Genomic DNA, 18,819 nt, shown 5'->3' on the forward strand with positions numbered 1-18,819 from the left:
CAGGTTTCATGCGGCAAAATGTTTCAGCGATTCATTTTGCTCTCTGTCGCAGAAAGGTCTGCTTACTAATCCTCTTCAACGCTCAATGATTTTTTTATATTATGCAAAGAAAACGGCCGCTTGTCAAGGTTTTTCGCCACCAAAAAGAGCCCGCAGGCGCGGGCTCTTGCAGTCTAATTAAAGACGATTGTTTTATTTTCGTGCACGATAACGCGGTCTTCCAAATGCCACTTCACAGCACGGGCAAGCACGCTTCGCTCAATTGTTCTTCCGATGTTTTTTAGCGCTTCCGCATTATCACGGTGGTCGACGCGCTCAATATCCTGTTCAATAATTGGTCCTTCATCAAGATCGTTTGTGACATAGTGAGATGTCGCGCCGATCAGTTTTACGCCGCGCTCGTAAGCCCGTTTATACGGATTCGCGCCGATGAAAGCAGGCAGGAATGAATGATGAATATTGATGATGCGATTCGGATGAGCGGAAACAAAGTCAGGGGTTAAGATCTGCATGTAGCGTGCAAGCACGATCACATCAATCTTATATTGCTCAAGCAGTTCAAGCTGCTTCTTTTCGACTTCCGCTCTGATGTCTTTATTCGCTTTCATATAGTGGAATGGAATATCCAGCCTTTCAACCAGCTCTCTCGCTTCCTCATGATTGCTGATGACAACAGCAATTTCCGCCATGAGATTGCCGGTTTGCCATTCCCAAATCAGCTCATGCAGGCAGTGAAGCTCCTTTGAAACAAAAATGGCGACACGCTTCAGCTCGCTCGCCGATGTTAAGCTCCACGTCATGTCAAATGTTTCTGCAACAGACGCAAATGCCTTCCGCAAGGTTTCTTTTTTCTCACGAATGTCCTTGCAGTCGAATTCGATTCTCAGGAAGAATCGGCCGCCTTCTGGGTCTGTCGTATATTGATTGGATTCTATAATATTGGCGCCGTGTTCAAATAAAAACGCGGAAACCGCTGAGACAATCCCCGGCTGATCGGGACAGCTGACCAAAAGGCGCCCTTTATCCTCATTTCCGTCACGATAATCGTTTAACCGCTGAGCCATATATGATTTCATGAATAATCCCTCTTTATCTTTGTAAGTCTAAACTATTTATCCATTATACTGAAGATTTGATAAAAATCAATTTATGACAGAATTTTTAAACCAACAGCCGAGCATAAAATCAAGGCGATAAAGAAGATTCGTTTGGCGTCCTTCGGCTCCTTGTAAAAAAGGATCCCGATGAGTGCGCCGCCTGCTGTGCCAATGCCTGTCCAGACAGCGTAAGCCGTGCCCATCGGAATGGTTTCCATTGCATACGACAGCAAGGAAAATGAGGCGGCAAAACCAACAATGATCAACAGCACCCATTTCACGCTTTTTTCCTTCGCATATTGATTCATAAGGGCCACGCCGGCCATTTCCATACAGCCTGCGCACAATAAACTGATCCAATGCAGCATTACGCCTCGCCTCCTTTTTCCTCTGTCCCATCCTGTGTCACAAGCTTCAACCCCATTACACCGACTAGGAGCACACCAATTAACAAAAGTTTCGGCCACCCAACCGGCTCATGAAAAAGAATAATTTCACTCAGCACCGTTCCTGCCGTGCCAAGTCCAGTAAAGACGGCATATACGGTCCCGACAGGCAGACGGTTTGCCGCCTTCATTAAAAGATAAAAGCTGACTATGATGCCAACGGCAGTGGCGCTCCATGTTAAGGCTGAGTCAGCGTGCTTTAAACCTACTACCCAAACAACCTCGAAAATGGCAGCAAGCACGACCAATCCCCATTTCATTTCAAGTCATTCCTTTCTTTCTGATCAGATTTACTGAAAACAAAAAACCCCGGACAGTCGTCTCACATGAGATTGACTCTCCCGGGCTTTTTTCCCTCCGTGTGCATACACGCCTCTATTTGCGCGTATGTGTTTTCTCTCGGACCAGTCCATATCCATTGACATGCGGAACCCTAGAAAACTTTATCTAATATTATGATACTATAACTTGACTTTTTCTTTCAATTGTAAGATTTTCTTTCATATACCGCGATCGGTTTATTCCACTTTCTGATCGTCCTCTCATAAAACATGCCGATTTTCTCCGCTACCCGTATGGACGCTGTGTTATCCGGGTCAATCAATGCCGCCATTTTGCCGAACTGCCGCTCGTTGAAGCCGTAGTCAAGGCATGCCCGAGCCGCTTCGTGCGCATAGCCGTTTCCCCAGTGGCGGCGGGCAAACATATAGCCGATTTCCATTATTGTTTGATTTTCGACCTGCTGGGGAACGATGCCGCATTGTCCTAAAAAGTCCCCTGTCCGCTTATCTTCGGCAATCCACAAACTGACGCCGTACCCTTTTTCATTTCTTTTGTTCCAGTTGATCCACTCTCGGGTTTGCCTCTTATCTTTTAAACCGGAATAATATTTCATGACGTCAGGATCGTTAAAAAGCTCAAACAAAGAGGCTTGATCCCGGTCTTCCACACAGCGCAAGCGAATGCGATCGGTCACAAGTTTCGTTTTAGCGCTCATATTTCGCCGCATCCTGCTTCCATTCTTTTTTGAGAGCTTCAATATGTGCTTGATGATAGCGGTTATGATCCGCCATATGCCAAATGCCCCACCGTACGGTCGCGGTGTCGCTATCGAAAATTAGCGGCTGATGCAAATCATTTTCAGTTAAGGTGTGACAAACCGATTTCAGCTCATTTACCACGAGCTGATGTCTTTTCAGGAGCTCATTTAATCCGGGCTGATTCACCGGTTCTGGCAGCCATCCGCTTTCATCTGTCATCGAGCCGTATGCCTGTTCAATATGATCCGGTATCCGGTTTTCCTTGATTCGCCAGACCCATCTGATATCAACATTTGTGATATGATGCAAAAGCTGGGCCGTGCTGTTTTTTGTTTGGCAGCGCCCCTTATAGTAAAGTTCACTGTGTGTCATGTGACCTACGATAGAAGCCAGACGGAGACTGTTTTCTTCCACTGCGGAATACAGAAGACTGACCGTCGGCGCCATACCGTGTCTAATAGATAAGTCCTTCATGTTCAGTTCCCCTCCTAACTAGGTACATTTGACGCCAAACAAAAATTCCCTTTTAAAAAAGAAAAAAGCTCTCGTTAAAACTAGAGAGCAACCTTAATTGTTATTTCCCGGTTTATATAAATAAGGATCATGCTGCGGTTCATTTGAGGTATTCAAATCAAGCGATACATCACCGCGGGCATTCATCGTGCCAAGCGTGATCGAGGACAGCAGTTTAGGGCTGTATCCTTTTTCCTCAAGCTTCTCAAATAGCCATGATTGATTTTTTTGGAGGTATTTCAAATTATGATCAAGAATTTCGCCATCAAGTATGAGCGGAATCGGGATAAAATTTCGTTCAGCTTCCATATGTAAATCCCGCACCTGCACCGCTCTCGCTTCTTTTTTGGGGATAACGCTGACTTCTCCTGTTTCTTCAATAATGGCTAGGTCAATGTCGGCCGGATCAGCATAGCCTTTTTCCCTCAGCTTGCCGAGCAGTTCATTAATCGTCAGCCTTTCTTTACGCAGTCCGTGTTCATCAATATCTCCATTTCGGATTAAGACAGTCGGACTTACGACCAGCAGCCAGCGCCATTTATTAGAAAGAGAGAGCTTACTCATCAGCAGATAAAGCACCAAAAAAGAGCCCGCATAATAAATCGACATCGGCAGCTTGGATGTAAGAATCGGCTCACTAATAATGGTTCCGATTGCGAAGGTCAAAAGCAAATCAAAATTATTCATTTGCGATACGGCTTTTTTACCGGCAAGCCGAAACAAAATATAGGCAATTAAAAATACGATAACTGGCTTCAGTAAAAATACCCAGACCATCCATAACACTGACCGTTACCTCCATCCGCTCGTCATATCGAGCCTAGTGTCTCCAAGAGGAAAAACCTTTATGCATCATACCGTTGCTAAAGTCCAGTTGCACAAAGCATTATAGAAAGTGATGTTTGGAAGCTCAACATGAAAGAAACGTAAGCAAACGAATGCCCATTTAGAGAGTCTTACATCAAGCCAGCAGGTTTAGAACTGAAAATGGAGCATGACTGTCTGAGGCTGATGTAAGCAAGCAAAATCGTGGTTGCACTTGCGGCGGGGGATCAATGATTGTCCAGGTGGTGAAAAAAGCATTGTCCCTATTTCAATAAAAAAACTCTTCTCTTGAAAGGAGAAGAGTTTACATGTGTGTGTTTACACGGACTGCGCCATGCTTAATTGCGGGCCGAACAGCTCATAATGGATAGACTCCGGCGCTGATCCGAGTTCTTCTACAAGTTTATGCATTGCGGTAATAAATGATGATGAACCGCAAATGTAATAATCCGCATCAGTGTCGGCAATCAGTTCTTTGAGGAACTGCTGATCAATCTGCCCTTCATGAAATTGAAGATCACCAGCACGGTCTTCCTCTGTCGGCTCTCGATACACAAAAGCTGTTTTGACATAAGAATGGTTTGCCGCTTCCTCCACCTCATGGCGCAATGCGTGATATTCACTGTTTTTCGCAGCATGAATGAATAAAATCGGCCGTTCAGGCTGCTTGGAAACAGACGTTTTCAGCATGCTGATCATCGGTGTAATGCCAACCCCGGCACTGATTAAAACGAGATCTTTTTGTGCTGAAGAATCTAAAATGAAGTCTCCTGCAGGTGCGCTGACCTCTATTGAATCTCCCTCACGCACTCCATCGTGTAAATGAGTAGACACGACACCGTCTTTTTTCACTGAAATTCGATAATAGTCTTTACCCGGCATATCTGACAGGCTGTATTGACGAATATGCGTATATTCAGAATCAGGAATCCGCACTTTGATGCTGATATACTGTCCTGCTTTAAATTCAGGTAACGGCTTGCCGTCTGCCGGTTTCAGGTAGAAGGATGTGATTTCTTTACTTTCCTGCTCTTTTTTCGCAACGACAAATGGCTTATACTCCTTCCAGCCGCCGGCTTGCTGCTCCGCCTGCTCATACATGTCTTTTTCAATTCCGATAAATGCATCAGCGATTACGCCGTACGCTTTCTCCCATGCCTGCATAATGTCTGGTGTCGCAGCATCGCCCAAAACATCTTTAATGGCAATCAGCAAATATTTGCCGACGATCGGATAATGTTCAGCCTTAATCCCGATGCTGCGGTGCTTATGGCTGATTTGTTTGACGACCGGAATGATATTTCCGAGCTGGTCAATATTTGCCGCTGCTGCTATAACAGCATTTGCAAGGGCAGCGCGCTGAGTTTTCTTTTTTTGATTTGTTTGGTTAAAAATGTTCAAAAGCTCTGGGTGGTCTTGGAACATCAAATCGTAGAAACGGCCAGTAATCGTTTCTCCATGCTGTTGTAATACGGGTACAGTGCTTTTAATAATTTCGATTGTTTTGTTATCTAACATCGTATAAACAATCCTTTCAAAAGATGTATTTAGAATATATCTTTAAAATACATGATGTAACGACTAAAAGATATATATAAAATGAATCTTTAATAAAGTTGTCACAAAATTATCAATTTAACGTGACAATTGTTGCTTTTTTATATCGTCCCCTAGCAAAAACGAACTAACCATCAGAAAGATGAAAAGCGCAAAAAAACCCAAAACAGATGATCTGTTTTGGGTTTTGCTTTATTGCTTTACCATGGCTTTTCAATTCCGAGCGCATTTGCAAGCGCCTGGCTGTGTTTTTTGCGATTCTTTCGATGGCTGGCGCGCTGAACCGCTGTATTATGTAGCATCATTTCTTCTTCTGTTTCCGGTACAACTCTCGGTACAGGCAACGGCTTACCATTTAAATCTAATGCAACAAATGTCAAAAAGGATGTAGCGGCGAGCTCCCTTTCACCAGTCATCAGGTTTTCTTTAATGACTTTTACAAACACCTCCATCGAGGATGTGCCGACCCATGTCACATAGGACTCCAGGCAGACAGATTCCTTTTGCCCGATCGGCTTGAGAAAATCCACAGAGTCCATTGAAGCTGTTACGGTTTCCTGTCTGCAATGGCGCGCCGCAGAAATAGACGCAATGTCGTCAATGTAACTCATTAATTTTCCGCCAAATAGGGTATTATGGTTGTTTGTATCAAGCGGGAACACCCTGCAAGTTTTTACAACCTTTGATTCTTTGCAATATTTTGTTTCTGGTGTCTCCATACCTTTCTCCCCTTTGATGTCTGATCGTTTTGCAAAAGTACACTCATATTCTCCTATTAAACAATATTCTCATCCATTTGTCTAAAATTTAAAATTACCTGTCAGGTTTTCTTATTAAAACGTTTAATCATTTTCATGTTAAGGGAATAATAAATGTATTCTTCACACAGTCAGGAGGAGAAACAATGGATGTATCCATCCAGAAACATCAGCACAAAACAGGATGCCAAACGGAATACGGCACACTTCAGAAAGTCATTTTATGCAAGCCCGAGCATATGACCATAAAAAATATCATAAACGAAACCCAGAAACATTTTGAAGAAGACAATATTCATGTTAAAACCGCCATAGATCAGCACAGCCGCTTAGTTGAAGCACTCAGGTCACATAACATCGAAGTCATTCTATTGCCCGTCCGCGAGGGACTCCCAGAACAAGTCTTCACCCGGGATATAGGGTTTGTTATTGGAGAAAAAGTCTTTCTCTCGAGCATGACTGAACCGATTCGCCAAGGAGAAGAAGCCGTCATAACAGAATTTTTTCACAGTCAAGACATTTCTTACACCCGTATGCTTGATACAAGCATTGAAGGCGGGGATGTTATGATCGATGGTGACATTGTTTATGTCGGAATCAGCCAACGCACTGACTTGTCAGCTATCGGCCAGCTGGAAGAGGCGCTGCCTGACTATACGATCGTTCCTGTAAAACTTCACGAGAAATTTTTACATTTAGACTGTGTATTTAACATTATATCTGAAAGCGAAGCGCTCATTTATCCACAAGCCCTTGAATCTGAGGCGACAGATATGCTGGCAAAACGCTATGATCTCATTGAGGTGCCTGAGGACGAACAATTTGCGCTTGGCACCAATGTCCTGTCAATCGGGAGAAAAACGATCATCAGCCTCCCTAGCAACCGCCATGTAAATCAACAGTTATCGGAAAGAGGCTATCACATCATTGAAATTGACCTGTCAGAAATTATTAAATCAGGCGGCTCCTTCAGATGCTGTACGATGCCGCTTCTTCGTGATGAATGAAGAATCTTCCCCTTTTACATGTTTTGAACAGCTTATTTTATTAAGATGCGTTAAAATAGAGATGACATCATTTTTTAAGGGGGATATCGCATGACAAAATACATAGGATATGTTGGAACGTATACAAAAGGCGGAAGCGAAGGAATTTATTCATTTGAGCTTGATACTGAGAAAAAAACACTCAGCGAGCCTAAGCTTGCCGCTAAGCTGGGCAACCCGACATATGTGACGCCGAATAAAGACAACACGATTCTTTATTCCATTGAAAAAACAGACGGCCAAGGCGGAGTCGCCGCCTATCAAATCGATAAAAACAGCGGCGGATTGACATTTCTGAATCATCAGTTAATTGATGGTCCATCACCATGCCATGTAAGCGTTGATGATCAAAATCAATTTGTACTGACCTCCAATTACCATAGCGGTAAGGTGCATGCTTTTCCGATCCAGAAAGACGGAAGCTTGCAATCCTTTTCTTCAGAAGCCGCTCACACAGGAAAAGGACCGCACGAAAGACAGGAAAAACCACACGCACATTACGCGGGATTCACACCTGAGCATAACTATGTCGTAGCGATTGACTTAGGGACCGATAAGCTGTACACCTATAAAATGAAAGACAGCGAATTGACCGAATTCGGAAGCCATTCCTTCGCTCCCGGCGCAGGTCCTCGCCATATCGCCTTTCATCCGAAAGAAAAATACGCATATGTGATGACAGAATTAAGCAATGAAGTGATTGCGCTTGAATACAATCCAACACCAGGCGAATTTAGAGAAATTCAGGTTGTCTCAGCGATCCCTGATGATTTCACTGATAATAGCCAAGGAAGCGGAATTTGTGTCACACAGGACGGCCGTTTTGTGTACGTCGCAAACCGCGGCCATGATAGTATCGCTGTATTTGAAATAAATCAATACTCAGGCGAGCTGGCTTTCGTGGAAAGAGTATCAACAGAAGGAAACTGGCCTCGTGACTTTGCACTTGATCCAACGGAAGCGTTCCTTGTGGCTTCAAATGAAGAAACAGGCAACCTTGTCCTATTTGAACGAGACAAAGAAACCGGCCGATTGACAGTGCTTCCATCAACTGTTTCTGTCCCTTATCCTGTTTGTGTGACATTTTTACATCAATGAGTAAAGCAAAGACTGGCTCCAAACGCCAGTCTTTTTTGTCTATCTCAGCTTTCCTGACGTTTCAGCATTTTGATACAAGTGACAAGCGATAAATCGGCCCGCTTCAATTTCCTGAAGCTGCGGACGGAATTTCCCGCATTCAGGCATCACCTCCGGACAGCGTGTCTGAAACACGCAGCCGCTCGGGGGATTGACGGGGCTCGGAAGCTCCCCTTTTAAGAGAATGCGCTCACGCTTGTCCTCCATCTCAGGATCGGGAATCGGAATCGAGGATAATAGCGCTTTTGTATAGGGGTGCAGCGGTTCGCGATACAAAGTGCCGCTCTCTGTGATTTCCATCATGTGCCCTAGGTACATGACACCGATCCTGTCACTAATATGCTTCACCATCGAAAGATCGTGGGCAATAAATAAAAACGTAAGCCCTTTCTCTTTTTGAAGCCTCTTCAGCAGGTTGACCACCTGTGCTTGAACAGAGACATCAAGTGCAGAAATCGGTTCGTCCGCTACGATAAATTCAGGATTCAGCGACAGTGCTCTGGCAATCCCGATTCTCTGTCTTTGTCCCCCGCTGAATTCATGGGGGTAGCGGCTGCCAAAATCGGGGTGAAGTCCCACCGCCTCAAGCAGCTCGTCCACGACCAGGAGCCGCGCTTTATGAGTATTGTAAAGATTGTGAATTTCCATCGGCTCCAAAATGATCTCTCGAACGGTCATGCGCGGATTCAGTGAAGCATAGGGGTCCTGAAAAATCATCTGCAGCTTGCGGTTGAAGACAAACTGCTCTTTCTCACTCAGTCTGTGAAGATTCATGCCGCGGTATTTCACACTTCCTTCTGCCGGCTGATACAGTCGCATCAGCACTCTCCCTAATGTTGATTTCCCACACCCTGATTCTCCAACAAGCCCGAACGTTTCCCCTTCATGGATCTGAAAGCTGACTCCATCGACAGCTTTGACTATCCGCTTTTTCCCTGCGTCAAAATGCATTTTCAGCTGACTGACCTCTAATAAAGGCGGTGGCGTCATTTGTCTTCCTCCTTATTCTGAAAAACAGCGGCGGACCGCACAAAGTTCTTTTTCATAAATTGTCTCTTTTAATGTAAGGATTTCGATTGATTTTCCCGTCTTTGGAGAATGAAGCATTTTCCCATCGCCGATGGATAGACCGACGTGATGAATCGCTCCTTTTCCTTCTTCATAAGCAAAAAACAGCAAGTCGCCAGTTTTCATTCCATCAAGCGGGATGTCCTTCCCCGCCTTTGCCTGATCTCCCGCATCACGCGAGATGCTGTAGCCATTGGCTTTGAAAATGCTGTACATAAACCCGGAGCAATCAAACCCAAACCCGCTGATCCCTCCCCACAGGTAGGGAAGCCCGAGAAAAAGCGCTCCCGTTTGAACGATGTCTGCCGGAGTCCCTTTCTGTTTGCTGACAGGCACTGTATCAGTCTGCTTCACAAACCGTTCCCCGAAAACGGTTGAAACCTTACTATATCCGTTTTCCTCTGTTATGAAGGGAAGAAGTGTCAAAAAGCTCAATTCGATCTCCTTTTCCCCATTGCTTTTGTACAAAAAGGCAGCAGGTTTGCTGATCATGACATCGTGTTGTGTATGGATAGGACTTGTTTTTTTCAGCTGATTCTTTTTCATCCAACCCGGATATCCGCGCGGATCTTTTCGGGATGGCTGGCCCGGTACAATGACAGAAACCCAATCACCCTGCTCCGCTGTGACCAGCACCTTTTCGCCAAAAAGCACTTGAGTTTGGATCAAATTGTCTGTACATAATCCAAGCCGCTCATCATATGTCATCCGCTCCAGCCACTCTCTGATCAAAACAGTCGGACGGAGCATCGCTTGATCTAGCGGACGCGGTGAATCAGGCGCTGTCCAGATGTTGGCCACTGCTGATATGACAGTGTGCATCATTGCTCGATTTCCCCTTTCAAAAGCGCAGCACCAGTGATCCCGAGACCAGGCCTGTCAGGTATCGCAATTGTGCTGCCGCTGTATGTGATACCGCCGTTGATGACATCTGTTTTCAGCATCAGCGGCGCGTCAAAATCAAAGCGCGTGATGTTTCTTTTGCTTGCCGCGAAATGCGCAGCGGCCGTAATGCCCAGCTTCGTTTCAATCATGCTGCCGACCATACACTCCACCCCGCACGCCTCAGCCATGGCATTGATTTTTTCTGCTCCGCTGATGCCGCCAGCTTTCATTAATTTAATATTAATCAAGTCAGCGCTCCGGGTTTGAAGAACTTCGAACGCCTGCCGCGGCGTAAAAACACTTTCATCGGCCATAATCGGCGTGTCTGTCGCATCTGTCACCTTTTTAAGCCCCGCAAGATCATCTTTATGAACAGGCTGCTCAACAAGCTCAATCTCAAGACCGGCATCTTCCATTTTCCGAATCGCAGTTACGGCTTCTTTCGGCTTCCACCCCTGATTGGCGTCTAAACGAAGTTTTACGGCTCGCCCGACTCGTTTTCTAATTTCCTGAATACGGGCGATATCTGTTGCAATCTCATCTTTTCCGACCTTTATTTTCAGCGTGTGAAAGCCTTGTTTGACATATGTTTCGGCATCCGCTGCCATCTCTTTAGGTGGGTTGACACTGACAGTATAATCCGTTTCCAGCGTATCTCGGTATCCGCCAAGCATACGGTAAAGCGGCAGTCCGCACATTTGTGCCAAGCCGTCGTAAACTGCCATTTCTACAGCCGCCTTCGCGCTCTGGTTTCCTGTAAGGAGGTGCTGTATGTCTTGCAGAATGGCCTCCCAGCCAGACAGGCTTCTTCCAAGCAGTTTCGGCTTCAAAACATCGTGGATGGCACTTTCAATGCTATCCATGCTGTCTCCTGTAATCACGACTGTCGGAGGCGCTTCTCCCCAGCCGATTGCACCGCTGTCATATGTGATTCTTACAATCACTGATTCAGCCGTATACACAGTGCGAAGCGCGGTTTTAAACGGTTTTGTCAAAGGAACAGCGACTCGGTTTGTTTCGATTTGAGTGATGTTCATGTCTTTAGCGCCCCTTCTGAAACGCCCGCCTCGATGACGACTGTTTTTTCTGCTGTATTCATAATAGCTCGCACACCGATCGGAACGGCGATACTCGGGGAGCAGTGGCCGATTTTAAATCCTCTCAGAGCTGGTTTGCCCGCCGAAACAATATAGTCATCAAGCACCTGCTCAAGCGACAGAGATTTCTCCCTCTTCACAGGGACACAGTTGTGAAAATCACAAACAAGGATTCCTGCGGCGTCCGTCAGCTTTCCTGCCAATTTCAGCTGATTCAGCATTCGGTCGATTTGATACGGCTCCTCGTCTATATCTTCAATAAACAGAAGCTTCCCCTTCGTATCAATTTCAAACGGCGTGCCCAGCGTAGACGTCAGTAAAGAGAGATTTCCTCCTGCAAGCGCGCCCTCGGCTTTTCCGGGAACAAGCTCAGTCAGCGGCGAAAGCTCTTCTGTATAAGTACATTCCGTCTCTTGGAAAAGCTGCTCATACGACGCTTTTGTCAGCGGATGAACGTCATCAAGGCCAATATCTGAGCTGAGCATCGGGCCGTGGAAGGTGACAAGGCCTGTGTTTTGATGAATGGCGGTATGTAAAAACGTAATATCGCTGTACCCCCAAAAGATTTTAGGATGTTTGCGGATTAAGCTGAAATCAATTCCGGCGGCTATACGTCCTGTCCCAAAGCCCCCGCATGCGCATAGCACTGCTTTTACCTTCTCGTCTCTGAACATCTCATGGAGATCAGCCAGCCGGTCATTATCCTGTCCCGCTAAATAGCCGTGCTGGCTTTTCAGCGCCTTGCCCAGTTTTACCTGAAGACCGAGTTCTTCTAAAAATAAAAGCGCGGTTTCCAGCTTTTTTGGATCAGGCGGGCTTGCGGGCGCGATCACGCCAACTGTGTCACCCTTTTTCAGCGCTTTCGGCTTGTAATTCAACTGAATCACTCCTTTCATTTGCTCTGCACCCTACGTATACGTGCAAAAAAGAGAAAAAATACCGCTCCCTCGCAGAAAGAAGCAGTATTTTCTCAATTGCCGGCATCAATTTTTATCTGCCCATTTTAAATCGATATAGCCGACAGGATGCCTGACAATTCCCTTTACATGTTCGTTTTGCAGATTGACCTGGTTATAGAAATAAACCGGAATGATCGGCGCTTCATTGACCAGCAGCTTTTCCGCTTGATGCATAAGAGAGAAACGCGTTTTTTCATCAGCTTCATGCTTCGCCTCCTTGATCAGCTGGTCATATTTTTGATTGGCCCAGCCTGTGCGGTTCATCGAATTTCCCGTTTGGAAGGCTTCCAGAAAACTGATAGGGTCCGCGTAGTCAGGCAAAAATGAACTTTGGGAGAATTGGAATTTCAGCGCTTTTTGATCCTCTAAAAATACGTTCCACTCCATATTGGCCAGCTTCACATCGACTCCAAGAGCATTTTTCAATTTTTGCTGGATCGCCTCGGCAATCTTTTTATGCTCTGGCTTTGTGCTGTAAGTAAGAGTAATTTCAGGGAGCTTGTCATAATGTTCTTCCTTCATGCCCTTTTCGAGCAGCTGCTTCGCTTTGCTTTGGTTAGACGTGACGAGGTCTCCGCCCGCTTCACGGAAATCCTTGCCGTCAGGCTGCGTAAACCCAGGCGATACAAGGGCGTATGCTGGTTTTTCGTTATTTTTCGTGACATACTTTACAATTTCCTCTTGATCGACAGCCATCACAAAGGCTTTTCTGATATTTTCATTTTGAAACGGCTCCATATTGACATTAAATCGATAGAAATAGAGGCCTGCCTGGTCAACAACATTGACGTTATCCTGATCCATCAGCTGATCGCTTAACTCTGCGGGGACATAAGCGGTATCCAGCTCCTCGGACTGAAACATCTGGTAATCTGTATTTCTGTCACTGACCATCGCCCATTTCACTTTATCAAGCTTCACGGTATCTTGATCCCAATATGTGTCGCTTTTCTCCATTGTGATGCTGTCATCATGCTTCCATTCCGTCAGCTTAAACGGGCCGTTCCCGACAAATGTATCCGCCTCAGCAAACCATTTTGACTGTTCTTTATCGACCTTTTCGTTTACCGGAAAATAAGCCGGGTTGGACACGACGCTCAAAAAATATTTTTGCGGGGCGTCAAGTGTGACTGTAAGGGTCCGATCGTCTTTTGCCGTCACCTTCACATCCTCTTTTTTCCCTTTCCCACTGTTATATGCCTCGCCGCCTTCAATGAGATAGCCAAGAAACGCAGAGGAAGCACCTTTCTTCGGATCAAGCATCCGTTTCCACGCATATTCAAAGTCTCCGGCCGTAACCGGATCTCCGTTTGTCCATTTCGCATTTTCTCGAATCGTAAATGTATAGGTTTTTTGATCCTTTGATACAGACCACTTTTCTGCCATCGCAGGCTCAGGCTCATTTTCTTTTCCAAGGCGTGTCAGCCCCTCCATGATGTTGTTTAACGGCTGCCATGACACATTATTAAATCCGATTGGCGGATCGAACGAGGTCGGTTCATTTTCGTTATTTACATACAGCACCTTTTCCCCGCTTGTTTTTGCTTTATCATTACCGTTTTCTTTTCCGGCCTGTTCGTTTGCAGTACATCCCATCAGCGCAAACGACAGTCCCAATGCCAAACCCATTCCCGATAGCTTTTTTACACGTTTCATCCTCTTCCCCCTTTTCATGATCACTTCTTCGCACCTCCGTGCAGCATCGCACGCTCGGCCCGTTGATCCTGCAGCCAGCAGCTGACAGTGTGCGTGTCAGATCTGATTGTCTGGCCCGGGTATACCCTGTCACACACGATCATTCTATTCGGGCAGCGGGCGGCAAACGGGCAGCCTGGCGGAGGTGAAAATAAATCCGGCGGCGTTCCGTCAATCGGAACCAGCTCCGCACCATCCAGATCAAGACGCGGAACAGAGTTCAAAAGCCCTTTTGTATAAGGGTGCTGCGGCTGATAAAAAATATCTTTTCTCGTGCCAATCTCTGCTATTTTTCCGGCATACATAACTGCGACTCTGTCAGCAACCTGGGCCACCACCCCTAAATCATGGGTAATCAATATGACAGACACATTCGTTTTTCTCTGAATCTCTTTAAACAGCTCTAAAATCTGTGCCTGAATGGTCACGTCAAGTGCGGTAGTCGGTTCGTCTGCGATTAGAATGTCAGGCTCACAGATCAGCGCCATCGCAATCACAATCCGCTGTCTCATGCCGCCGCTGAATTGGTGAGGATACTGTTTTAGACGCTGCTCGGGGTCGGGAATACCGACCAATGACAGCATGGAAAGCACCTCTTCCCTCGCCGCCTTTTTGCTCATATTTTTATGGCGAAGGAGCGCCTCCCGCAGCTGGTCTCCGATCGTCAGCGTCGGATTTAACGCTGTCATCGGATCTTGAAAAATCATAGAAATGTCGGCTCCCCTTATGCTCCTCATTTCTTTATCAGAAAGACGGCAAAGGTCTTTGTTTTCAAATAAAATGCTGCCTTCTGTTACATTGGCTGAATAGGTCGGAAGCAGGCCCATGATGCTTTGGGAGGTGACACTTTTGCCGCAGCCGGATTCACCGACGATTGCAAAGGTTTCACCTCGATACAAATCAAAGCTCACCCCTCTGACTGCCTGAATCATGCCCCCGTAAGTCGTAAAAGAAACGTGCAGATTTTTGACTGACAGCACTTTTTCCATAGAGCTACCTCCTCAGCTTAGGGTCGAGCGCATCTTGCAATCCGTCTCCAAGCACATTAAACGCGTACATCGTCAAGGAGATAAAAAAGGCCGGAAAAAACAGGCGCCACCAATGCCCAGACAAAATCGCAGGCAGACCATCATTTGCCATCACACCCCAGCTGGCAAACGGAGCCTGTATGCCGAGGCCGAGAAAGCTTAAAAAGGATTCTGCGAAAATAGCGGCAGGTACGGTTAATGTCATTTGTACGATGATCGCTCCCATTGTATTCGGCAGCAGATTTTTTCGGATGATGCGGAAGGTTTTCGCACCAAAGGTTTTCGAAGCGAGTACGTATTCATTATTTTTCATTTGAAGCACTTGGCCTCTTACAATTCTCGCCATGCCGACCCATCCGGTCACTGTCAGTGCTACAATAATAGTGCCCAGCCCCGGCCCCATCAGCACCATCAGCAATATGACAACGAGCAGATATGGCAGCCCGTACAGCACTTCAATAATCCGCATCATGATATTGTCAATCCTGCCGCCTTTATAGCCGGCAACACCTCCGTAAATGACACCGATCACAAAATCAATCAGCGCCGCCATCACGCCGACAAATAATGAAATCCTCGCTCCATACCATGTTCGGGTAAACACATCCCGGCCGAGCTCATCGGTGCCGAACCAATGATCAGCAGAGGGCGGAAGATTTTGCCCTGTCAGCGATTGACTCGCGACACTGTGGGGTGATAAAACGGGCCCGATCACCGCCATGACAAAAAGAAATAAAAGTATAAAAAGTCCCGCCATCGCTAATTTATTTTTTTTCAGCCTCCTCCAGGCATCCTGCGTGTAAGACAAACTCGGCCGTTTGACCGAATCTGCTTCCCGATTCTTTTCTTGATTTGAAACAAACCACTCATCCGGCACCTGAATGTGCTGCTTGGTCTGGCGTTCTTCCGTTTGTACAGGGAGATTCACACACTTCACCCTTTCTTATGCAGTTTAATGCGCGGGTCTAAAAAACCGTAGGCCAAGTCGACCAAAAAAAGCATGATGATCAGAATGACGCTGTAAAAAACGGTCGTTCCCATAATCACGGGATAGTCCCGCTGATTCATGCTTTCAACAAAATATTTTCCCATTCCCGGGATGGCAAAGATTTTTTCAATGACAAAGCTTCCTGTTAAGATACTGGCGACAAGTGTGCCTAAGACGGTAATGACGGGCATGAGTGCATTTCTGAGTGCGTGTTTTACGATAATGATGAACGGAGAAAGCCCTTTTGCTTTTGCTGTGCGGATATAATCCTGTGTCAAGACGTCGACCATGCTTGACCGTGTCAGCCTGGCGATGATCGCCATCGGTCCTACAGCAAGCGCTGCGGTCGGAAGCACCATATGAATCGGGCTCGTCCATGTGGCCGCGGGAAATAGTTTGAGATTGACAGCAAATTGCTGAATGAGCAATGTTGCCAGAATAAAATTCGGGATGGAAATGCCAAGTACAGCTAAACTCATCGCAGCGTAGTCCAAAAAGCCATTGCGGCGAAGGGCGGCGATTACGCCCAACACGAGCCCAGAGATTACAGCAATGACAATCGCTGCCATTCCAAGCTCAAAAGAAACGGGAAATCCGCGTTCAAGCATATCATTTACGCTGTCTGACGGTTTTTTAATGGAAGGTCCGAAATCGAATGTTATGATGGATTTTAGGTAGATGATGTATTGGAAAATGAGAGGATCGTCTAAGTGATAGTAAGCTTCGAGATTTTTTTGAACGGCTTCATTTGTGCCTCTCTCCTCGTTAAAAGGAGATCCGGGAATGACCTTCATGAGAACAAAAGTCAGGGTGGTAATCACCAAAATTGTAGCTGCCATTGCCCCAAAACGCTTCATCACGTATCGCGCCAACGCCTAAAACACCCCTTTAGCAAAATGATGTCCGCATCGCAAGCTCGGTCATGACAAGCATCGCCTGATAGGCTTCAAGCATGTTTTTCGCTTGAAATTGAACGGTTGTGGTTTGCGGCTTGATTTCAGTTCCCGGCATCAGATTCGCCCATTCAGCCTGGCCGTAATTCGCAAATTCAATGCTGAGAACCGGTCTGTCAGGCGGTGTGAGCGGTTTAACTTTATCTTTATTCTGCAAAGCAAATGCGGTTTTTTCTGTCAGCAGCCGGCCGGCTTTCGCAGGGGACAAGCACTTCACTGCCGATCTTGAAATGGTTTGCTTGACAGCAGCTGTCGTCACATTCGGAATGAGCTCTTCCGCTTCCTTCGCCGCCCGGTCGTCTCCTGCTACCATTATCACCGGGACATCGTAATAACCGGCAACATATGCATTTAACCCGAGCTCACCGACAGGCTGATCGTTTATGTAAAAATGACGGACGCCGAAAATCATGCTGTGTGACATCACCCCGGGAGTCGAAGCTCTCGCATGATAACCGAGAAACACAGCGCCTGTAAACGTATTATCCAGTCCCTCTACCATTGAAAATGGTTTGACGTCACCGGAAATCAAGTCTGCTTCAGGATGAAGCTTTTCAACCATCAGATTATTCATCTTCGAATGACTGTCATTGACCAGCACCTCGGTACACCCGCTGTTAAACGCTTCGGCAATACAACAGTTTGCTTCTTCAGTCATGATAAGCCGTCCGCGTTCATAATTGCGCTTCCCAGAATCCACAAAGGTATCGTCCGGGAGACCAGAGATGCCTTCCATATCTACTGACATGTACAGTTTCATAAAGCTCCTCCTTTTTTACCGAATTATGAATATTCCAACAAATTATATTAAAATAAGAGGTGAATTGCAATATAGCTTAGGAAAATCATGACGATTCAGTGATAAAAAAGAATCCTCTTTCAAGGATTCATGTCTGTTTCTCCGCTTGTTCTGTAAGCCGCTTATATTTGTTCAAGGTTCTTTCAAACATTTCATCAAAGACATCCGGCAAGGAGGCGTATATCACCTCAGCTCCCTCTCCTGTAATCCCGCCTTTCGTTGCGACACGTTCCAGCGTTTCCTCAAAAGACATCTTCTTTTCGATCAGCAGCTTGCCAGTCCCGTATAATGAATGAATCAGAAAATCAAAGGCTTCTTCTTCGGACAGGCCGCTGTTCCTGACAGCAGACAGCGCCAGTTCTTCGAAGATGGCAGCTATAAATCCTGGTGCAGAGCTCGTCAAATTGCTGGCGGCATCCACATTCGATTCTTCAATTTCTCGCACACGGCTGAAAACCGATAACAGTTCATTTAAACGTTCTTTTTTATCCGCTGCCAGCGCTTCACTGTGAACGACAAGCGAGATGCCCGCTTCTGCTTCAGCTAGAATGGCGGGAATGAAACGCGATATCCCGGCTACCGTTTCAGCCTCCAAAAGACGCAGCGGCACACCGGCGGCAATGGAGACGATATGGGTGCTCCTACTCACATACGGGCGCAGGCGGCGCAGCGTCTCAATAACATTCAGCGGCGGAACACATATAAAAATCAAACGGCACATTCCCGCCCAGTTCTCAAGCGAATCAATCGACACCTCGGGATAATCCGCCGCCAGCGCATGCAGCCGCTTTCCCTTCGTTCTTGTGTCAATAAAGAGTTCGTGCTCCTTGATTTGTTCTTGCTTCAACAGCTGCCTTGCGATCATATCAGCCATGCTGCCATATCCAATCAACCCAACCTGTTCCATCGACTCAGTCCTTTCATATAT

The 18,819-nt window shown here is 46.3% G+C and carries 20 protein-coding genes, 1 riboswitch and 1 other annotated feature (1 of these 22 running past the window's edge); of the genes, 2 read left to right on the forward strand and 18 right to left on the reverse strand.

The features are described from left to right. Positions 1-88: a binding site (T-box leader), on the reverse strand (it extends 123 nt beyond the left edge of the window). 85 nt (positions 89-173) lie between these two features. The 8 genes from purU to AAGG74_RS07205 form a co-directional block, all read right to left on the reverse strand. Then, positions 174-1,076, reverse strand: coding sequence for a formyltetrahydrofolate deformylase (gene purU, locus AAGG74_RS07170; RefSeq protein ID WP_429674922.1), 903 nt, complete (start codon positions 1,074-1,076; stop codon positions 174-176). Between the two features lie 71 nt (positions 1,077-1,147). Further along, a complete protein-coding gene (gene ykkD / locus AAGG74_RS07175; RefSeq protein WP_162101315.1) occupies positions 1,148-1,465 on the reverse strand; it encodes a multidrug efflux SMR transporter subunit YkkD in 318 nt (105 codons plus the stop codon). Beyond that, positions 1,465-1,803, reverse strand: coding sequence for a DMT family transporter (locus tag AAGG74_RS07180; RefSeq protein ID WP_162101314.1), 339 nt, complete (start codon positions 1,801-1,803; stop codon positions 1,465-1,467). The genes ykkD and AAGG74_RS07180 overlap by 1 nt, the downstream gene beginning before the upstream one ends. Before the next feature lie 76 nt (positions 1,804-1,879). Next, a riboswitch (guanidine-I (ykkC/yxkD leader) is annotated at positions 1,880-1,991 on the reverse strand. 33 nt (positions 1,992-2,024) lie between these two features. Continuing rightward, a complete protein-coding gene (locus tag AAGG74_RS07185) occupies positions 2,025-2,540 on the reverse strand; it encodes a GNAT family N-acetyltransferase (protein WP_162101313.1) in 516 nt (171 codons plus the stop codon). Then, on the reverse strand, positions 2,530-3,057 hold the full coding sequence (locus AAGG74_RS07190) for a DinB family protein (RefSeq protein WP_429674923.1): 528 nt from the start codon (positions 3,055-3,057) through the stop codon (positions 2,530-2,532). Before AAGG74_RS07190 ends, AAGG74_RS07185 begins: the two co-directional genes overlap by 11 nt. 93 nt (positions 3,058-3,150) lie before the next feature. Continuing rightward, on the reverse strand, positions 3,151-3,882 hold the full coding sequence (locus tag AAGG74_RS07195) for a DUF421 domain-containing protein (RefSeq protein ID WP_429674924.1): 732 nt from the start codon (positions 3,880-3,882) through the stop codon (positions 3,151-3,153). Positions 3,883-4,239: 357 nt separating this feature from the next. Then, positions 4,240-5,439 (reverse strand): NO-inducible flavohemoprotein, encoded by a 1,200-nt coding sequence (gene hmpA, locus AAGG74_RS07200; protein WP_429674925.1) that lies wholly within the window; start codon positions 5,437-5,439, stop codon positions 4,240-4,242. 239 nt (positions 5,440-5,678) lie between these two features. Beyond that, positions 5,679-6,197, reverse strand: a complete 519-nt coding sequence (locus tag AAGG74_RS07205; protein WP_162101309.1) for an acyl-CoA thioesterase — start codon at positions 6,195-6,197, stop codon at positions 5,679-5,681. A gap of 185 nt (positions 6,198-6,382) precedes the next feature. On the opposite strand from AAGG74_RS07205, the gene AAGG74_RS07210 reads away from it, so the two are divergent. Both AAGG74_RS07210 and AAGG74_RS07215 read left to right on the forward strand, forming a co-directional pair. Further along, entirely contained in the window at positions 6,383-7,243 is an 861-nt protein-coding gene (locus AAGG74_RS07210) for a dimethylarginine dimethylaminohydrolase family protein (protein ID WP_429674926.1), read from the forward strand. 90 nt (positions 7,244-7,333) lie between these two features. After that, complete coding sequence (locus AAGG74_RS07215) at positions 7,334-8,380, forward strand: lactonase family protein (protein ID WP_162101307.1); 1,047 nt, start codon at positions 7,334-7,336, stop codon at positions 8,378-8,380. A 39-nt stretch (positions 8,381-8,419) separates the two neighbouring features. Here the strand turns inward: AAGG74_RS07215 and AAGG74_RS07220 are convergent, their stop codons facing one another. From AAGG74_RS07220 to proG, 10 genes are all read right to left on the reverse strand, one after another. Further along, entirely contained in the window at positions 8,420-9,409 is a 990-nt protein-coding gene (locus AAGG74_RS07220) for an ABC transporter ATP-binding protein (RefSeq protein WP_162101306.1), read from the reverse strand. Between the two features lie 12 nt (positions 9,410-9,421). Then, positions 9,422-10,312: a gamma-D-glutamyl-L-lysine dipeptidyl-peptidase gene (gene eepC / locus AAGG74_RS07225; protein WP_429674927.1), complete on the reverse strand. Its 891-nt coding sequence runs from the start codon at positions 10,310-10,312 to the stop codon at positions 9,422-9,424. Beyond that, positions 10,309-11,409: an L-Ala-D/L-Glu epimerase gene (ykfB, locus tag AAGG74_RS07230; protein WP_429674928.1), complete on the reverse strand. Its 1,101-nt coding sequence runs from the start codon at positions 11,407-11,409 to the stop codon at positions 10,309-10,311. The genes eepC and ykfB overlap by 4 nt, the downstream gene beginning before the upstream one ends. Next, positions 11,406-12,365, reverse strand: a complete 960-nt coding sequence (locus tag AAGG74_RS07235; RefSeq protein ID WP_429674930.1) for a S66 peptidase family protein — start codon at positions 12,363-12,365, stop codon at positions 11,406-11,408. The genes ykfB and AAGG74_RS07235 overlap by 4 nt, the downstream gene beginning before the upstream one ends. An 87-nt stretch (positions 12,366-12,452) precedes the next feature. Beyond that, positions 12,453-14,102 carry a peptide ABC transporter substrate-binding protein gene (locus AAGG74_RS07240; RefSeq protein ID WP_429675245.1) on the reverse strand — a complete coding sequence of 550 codons (1,650 nt, stop codon included), beginning with the start codon at positions 14,100-14,102 and terminating at the stop codon, positions 12,453-12,455. A gap of 2 nt (positions 14,103-14,104) precedes the next feature. Beyond that, positions 14,105-15,112 carry an ABC transporter ATP-binding protein gene (locus AAGG74_RS07245; RefSeq protein WP_429674931.1) on the reverse strand — a complete coding sequence of 336 codons (1,008 nt, stop codon included), beginning with the start codon at positions 15,110-15,112 and terminating at the stop codon, positions 14,105-14,107. 4 nt (positions 15,113-15,116) lie between these two features. Further along, a complete protein-coding gene (gene dppC / locus AAGG74_RS07250; RefSeq protein WP_225494144.1) occupies positions 15,117-16,079 on the reverse strand; it encodes a dipeptide ABC transporter permease DppC in 963 nt (320 codons plus the stop codon). Between the two features lie 5 nt (positions 16,080-16,084). Next, entirely contained in the window at positions 16,085-17,011 is a 927-nt protein-coding gene (dppB, locus tag AAGG74_RS07255; protein ID WP_429674932.1) for a dipeptide ABC transporter permease DppB, read from the reverse strand. A 16-nt stretch (positions 17,012-17,027) separates the two neighbouring features. Continuing rightward, positions 17,028-17,852 carry a D-aminopeptidase DppA gene (gene dppA, locus AAGG74_RS07260; protein WP_162101299.1) on the reverse strand — a complete coding sequence of 275 codons (825 nt, stop codon included), beginning with the start codon at positions 17,850-17,852 and terminating at the stop codon, positions 17,028-17,030. 127 nt (positions 17,853-17,979) lie between these two features. Continuing rightward, positions 17,980-18,798, reverse strand: coding sequence for a pyrroline-5-carboxylate reductase ProG (gene proG / locus AAGG74_RS07265; protein WP_429674934.1), 819 nt, complete (start codon positions 18,796-18,798; stop codon positions 17,980-17,982). Positions 18,799-18,819: the final 21 nt, after the last annotated feature.

The sequence above is a fragment of the Bacillus mexicanus genome, assembly GCF_050445615.1.
GTDB classification, from domain to species: Bacteria; Bacillota; Bacilli; order Bacillales; family Bacillaceae; genus Bacillus; species Bacillus mexicanus.

Excerpts from the sequence above, each read along its gene's own strand:
- AAGG74_RS07210 (WP_429674926.1), top strand. The coding sequence starts at position 6,383 with ATGGATGTATCCATCCAGAAACATCAGCACAAAACAGGATGCCAAACG.
- AAGG74_RS07245 (WP_429674931.1), bottom strand. The coding sequence starts at position 15,112 with ATGGAAAAAGTGCTGTCAGTCAAAAATCTGCACGTTTCTTTTACGACT.
- AAGG74_RS07240 (WP_429675245.1), bottom strand. The coding sequence starts at position 14,102 with ATGAAAAGGGGGAAGAGGATGAAACGTGTAAAAAAGCTATCGGGAATG.
- purU (WP_429674922.1), bottom strand. The coding sequence starts at position 1,076 with ATGAAATCATATATGGCTCAGCGGTTAAACGATTATCGTGACGGAAAT.
- ykfB (WP_429674928.1), bottom strand. The coding sequence starts at position 11,409 with ATGAACATCACTCAAATCGAAACAAACCGAGTCGCTGTTCCTTTGACA.
- AAGG74_RS07220 (WP_162101306.1), bottom strand. The coding sequence starts at position 9,409 with ATGACGCCACCGCCTTTATTAGAGGTCAGTCAGCTGAAAATGCATTTT.
- AAGG74_RS07185 (WP_162101313.1), bottom strand. The coding sequence starts at position 2,540 with ATGAGCGCTAAAACGAAACTTGTGACCGATCGCATTCGCTTGCGCTGT.
- AAGG74_RS07205 (WP_162101309.1), bottom strand. The coding sequence starts at position 6,197 with ATGGAGACACCAGAAACAAAATATTGCAAAGAATCAAAGGTTGTAAAA.
- ykkD (WP_162101315.1), bottom strand. The coding sequence starts at position 1,465 with ATGCTGCATTGGATCAGTTTATTGTGCGCAGGCTGTATGGAAATGGCC.
- eepC (WP_429674927.1), bottom strand. The coding sequence starts at position 10,312 with ATGATGCACACTGTCATATCAGCAGTGGCCAACATCTGGACAGCGCCT.
- hmpA (WP_429674925.1), bottom strand. The coding sequence starts at position 5,439 with ATGTTAGATAACAAAACAATCGAAATTATTAAAAGCACTGTACCCGTA.
- dppA (WP_162101299.1), bottom strand. The coding sequence starts at position 17,852 with ATGAAACTGTACATGTCAGTAGATATGGAAGGCATCTCTGGTCTCCCG.
- proG (WP_429674934.1), bottom strand. The coding sequence starts at position 18,798 with ATGGAACAGGTTGGGTTGATTGGATATGGCAGCATGGCTGATATGATC.
- AAGG74_RS07235 (WP_429674930.1), bottom strand. The coding sequence starts at position 12,365 with ATGAAAGGAGTGATTCAGTTGAATTACAAGCCGAAAGCGCTGAAAAAG.
- AAGG74_RS07215 (WP_162101307.1), top strand. The coding sequence starts at position 7,334 with ATGACAAAATACATAGGATATGTTGGAACGTATACAAAAGGCGGAAGC.
- AAGG74_RS07180 (WP_162101314.1), bottom strand. The coding sequence starts at position 1,803 with ATGAAATGGGGATTGGTCGTGCTTGCTGCCATTTTCGAGGTTGTTTGG.
- AAGG74_RS07190 (WP_429674923.1), bottom strand. The coding sequence starts at position 3,057 with ATGAAGGACTTATCTATTAGACACGGTATGGCGCCGACGGTCAGTCTT.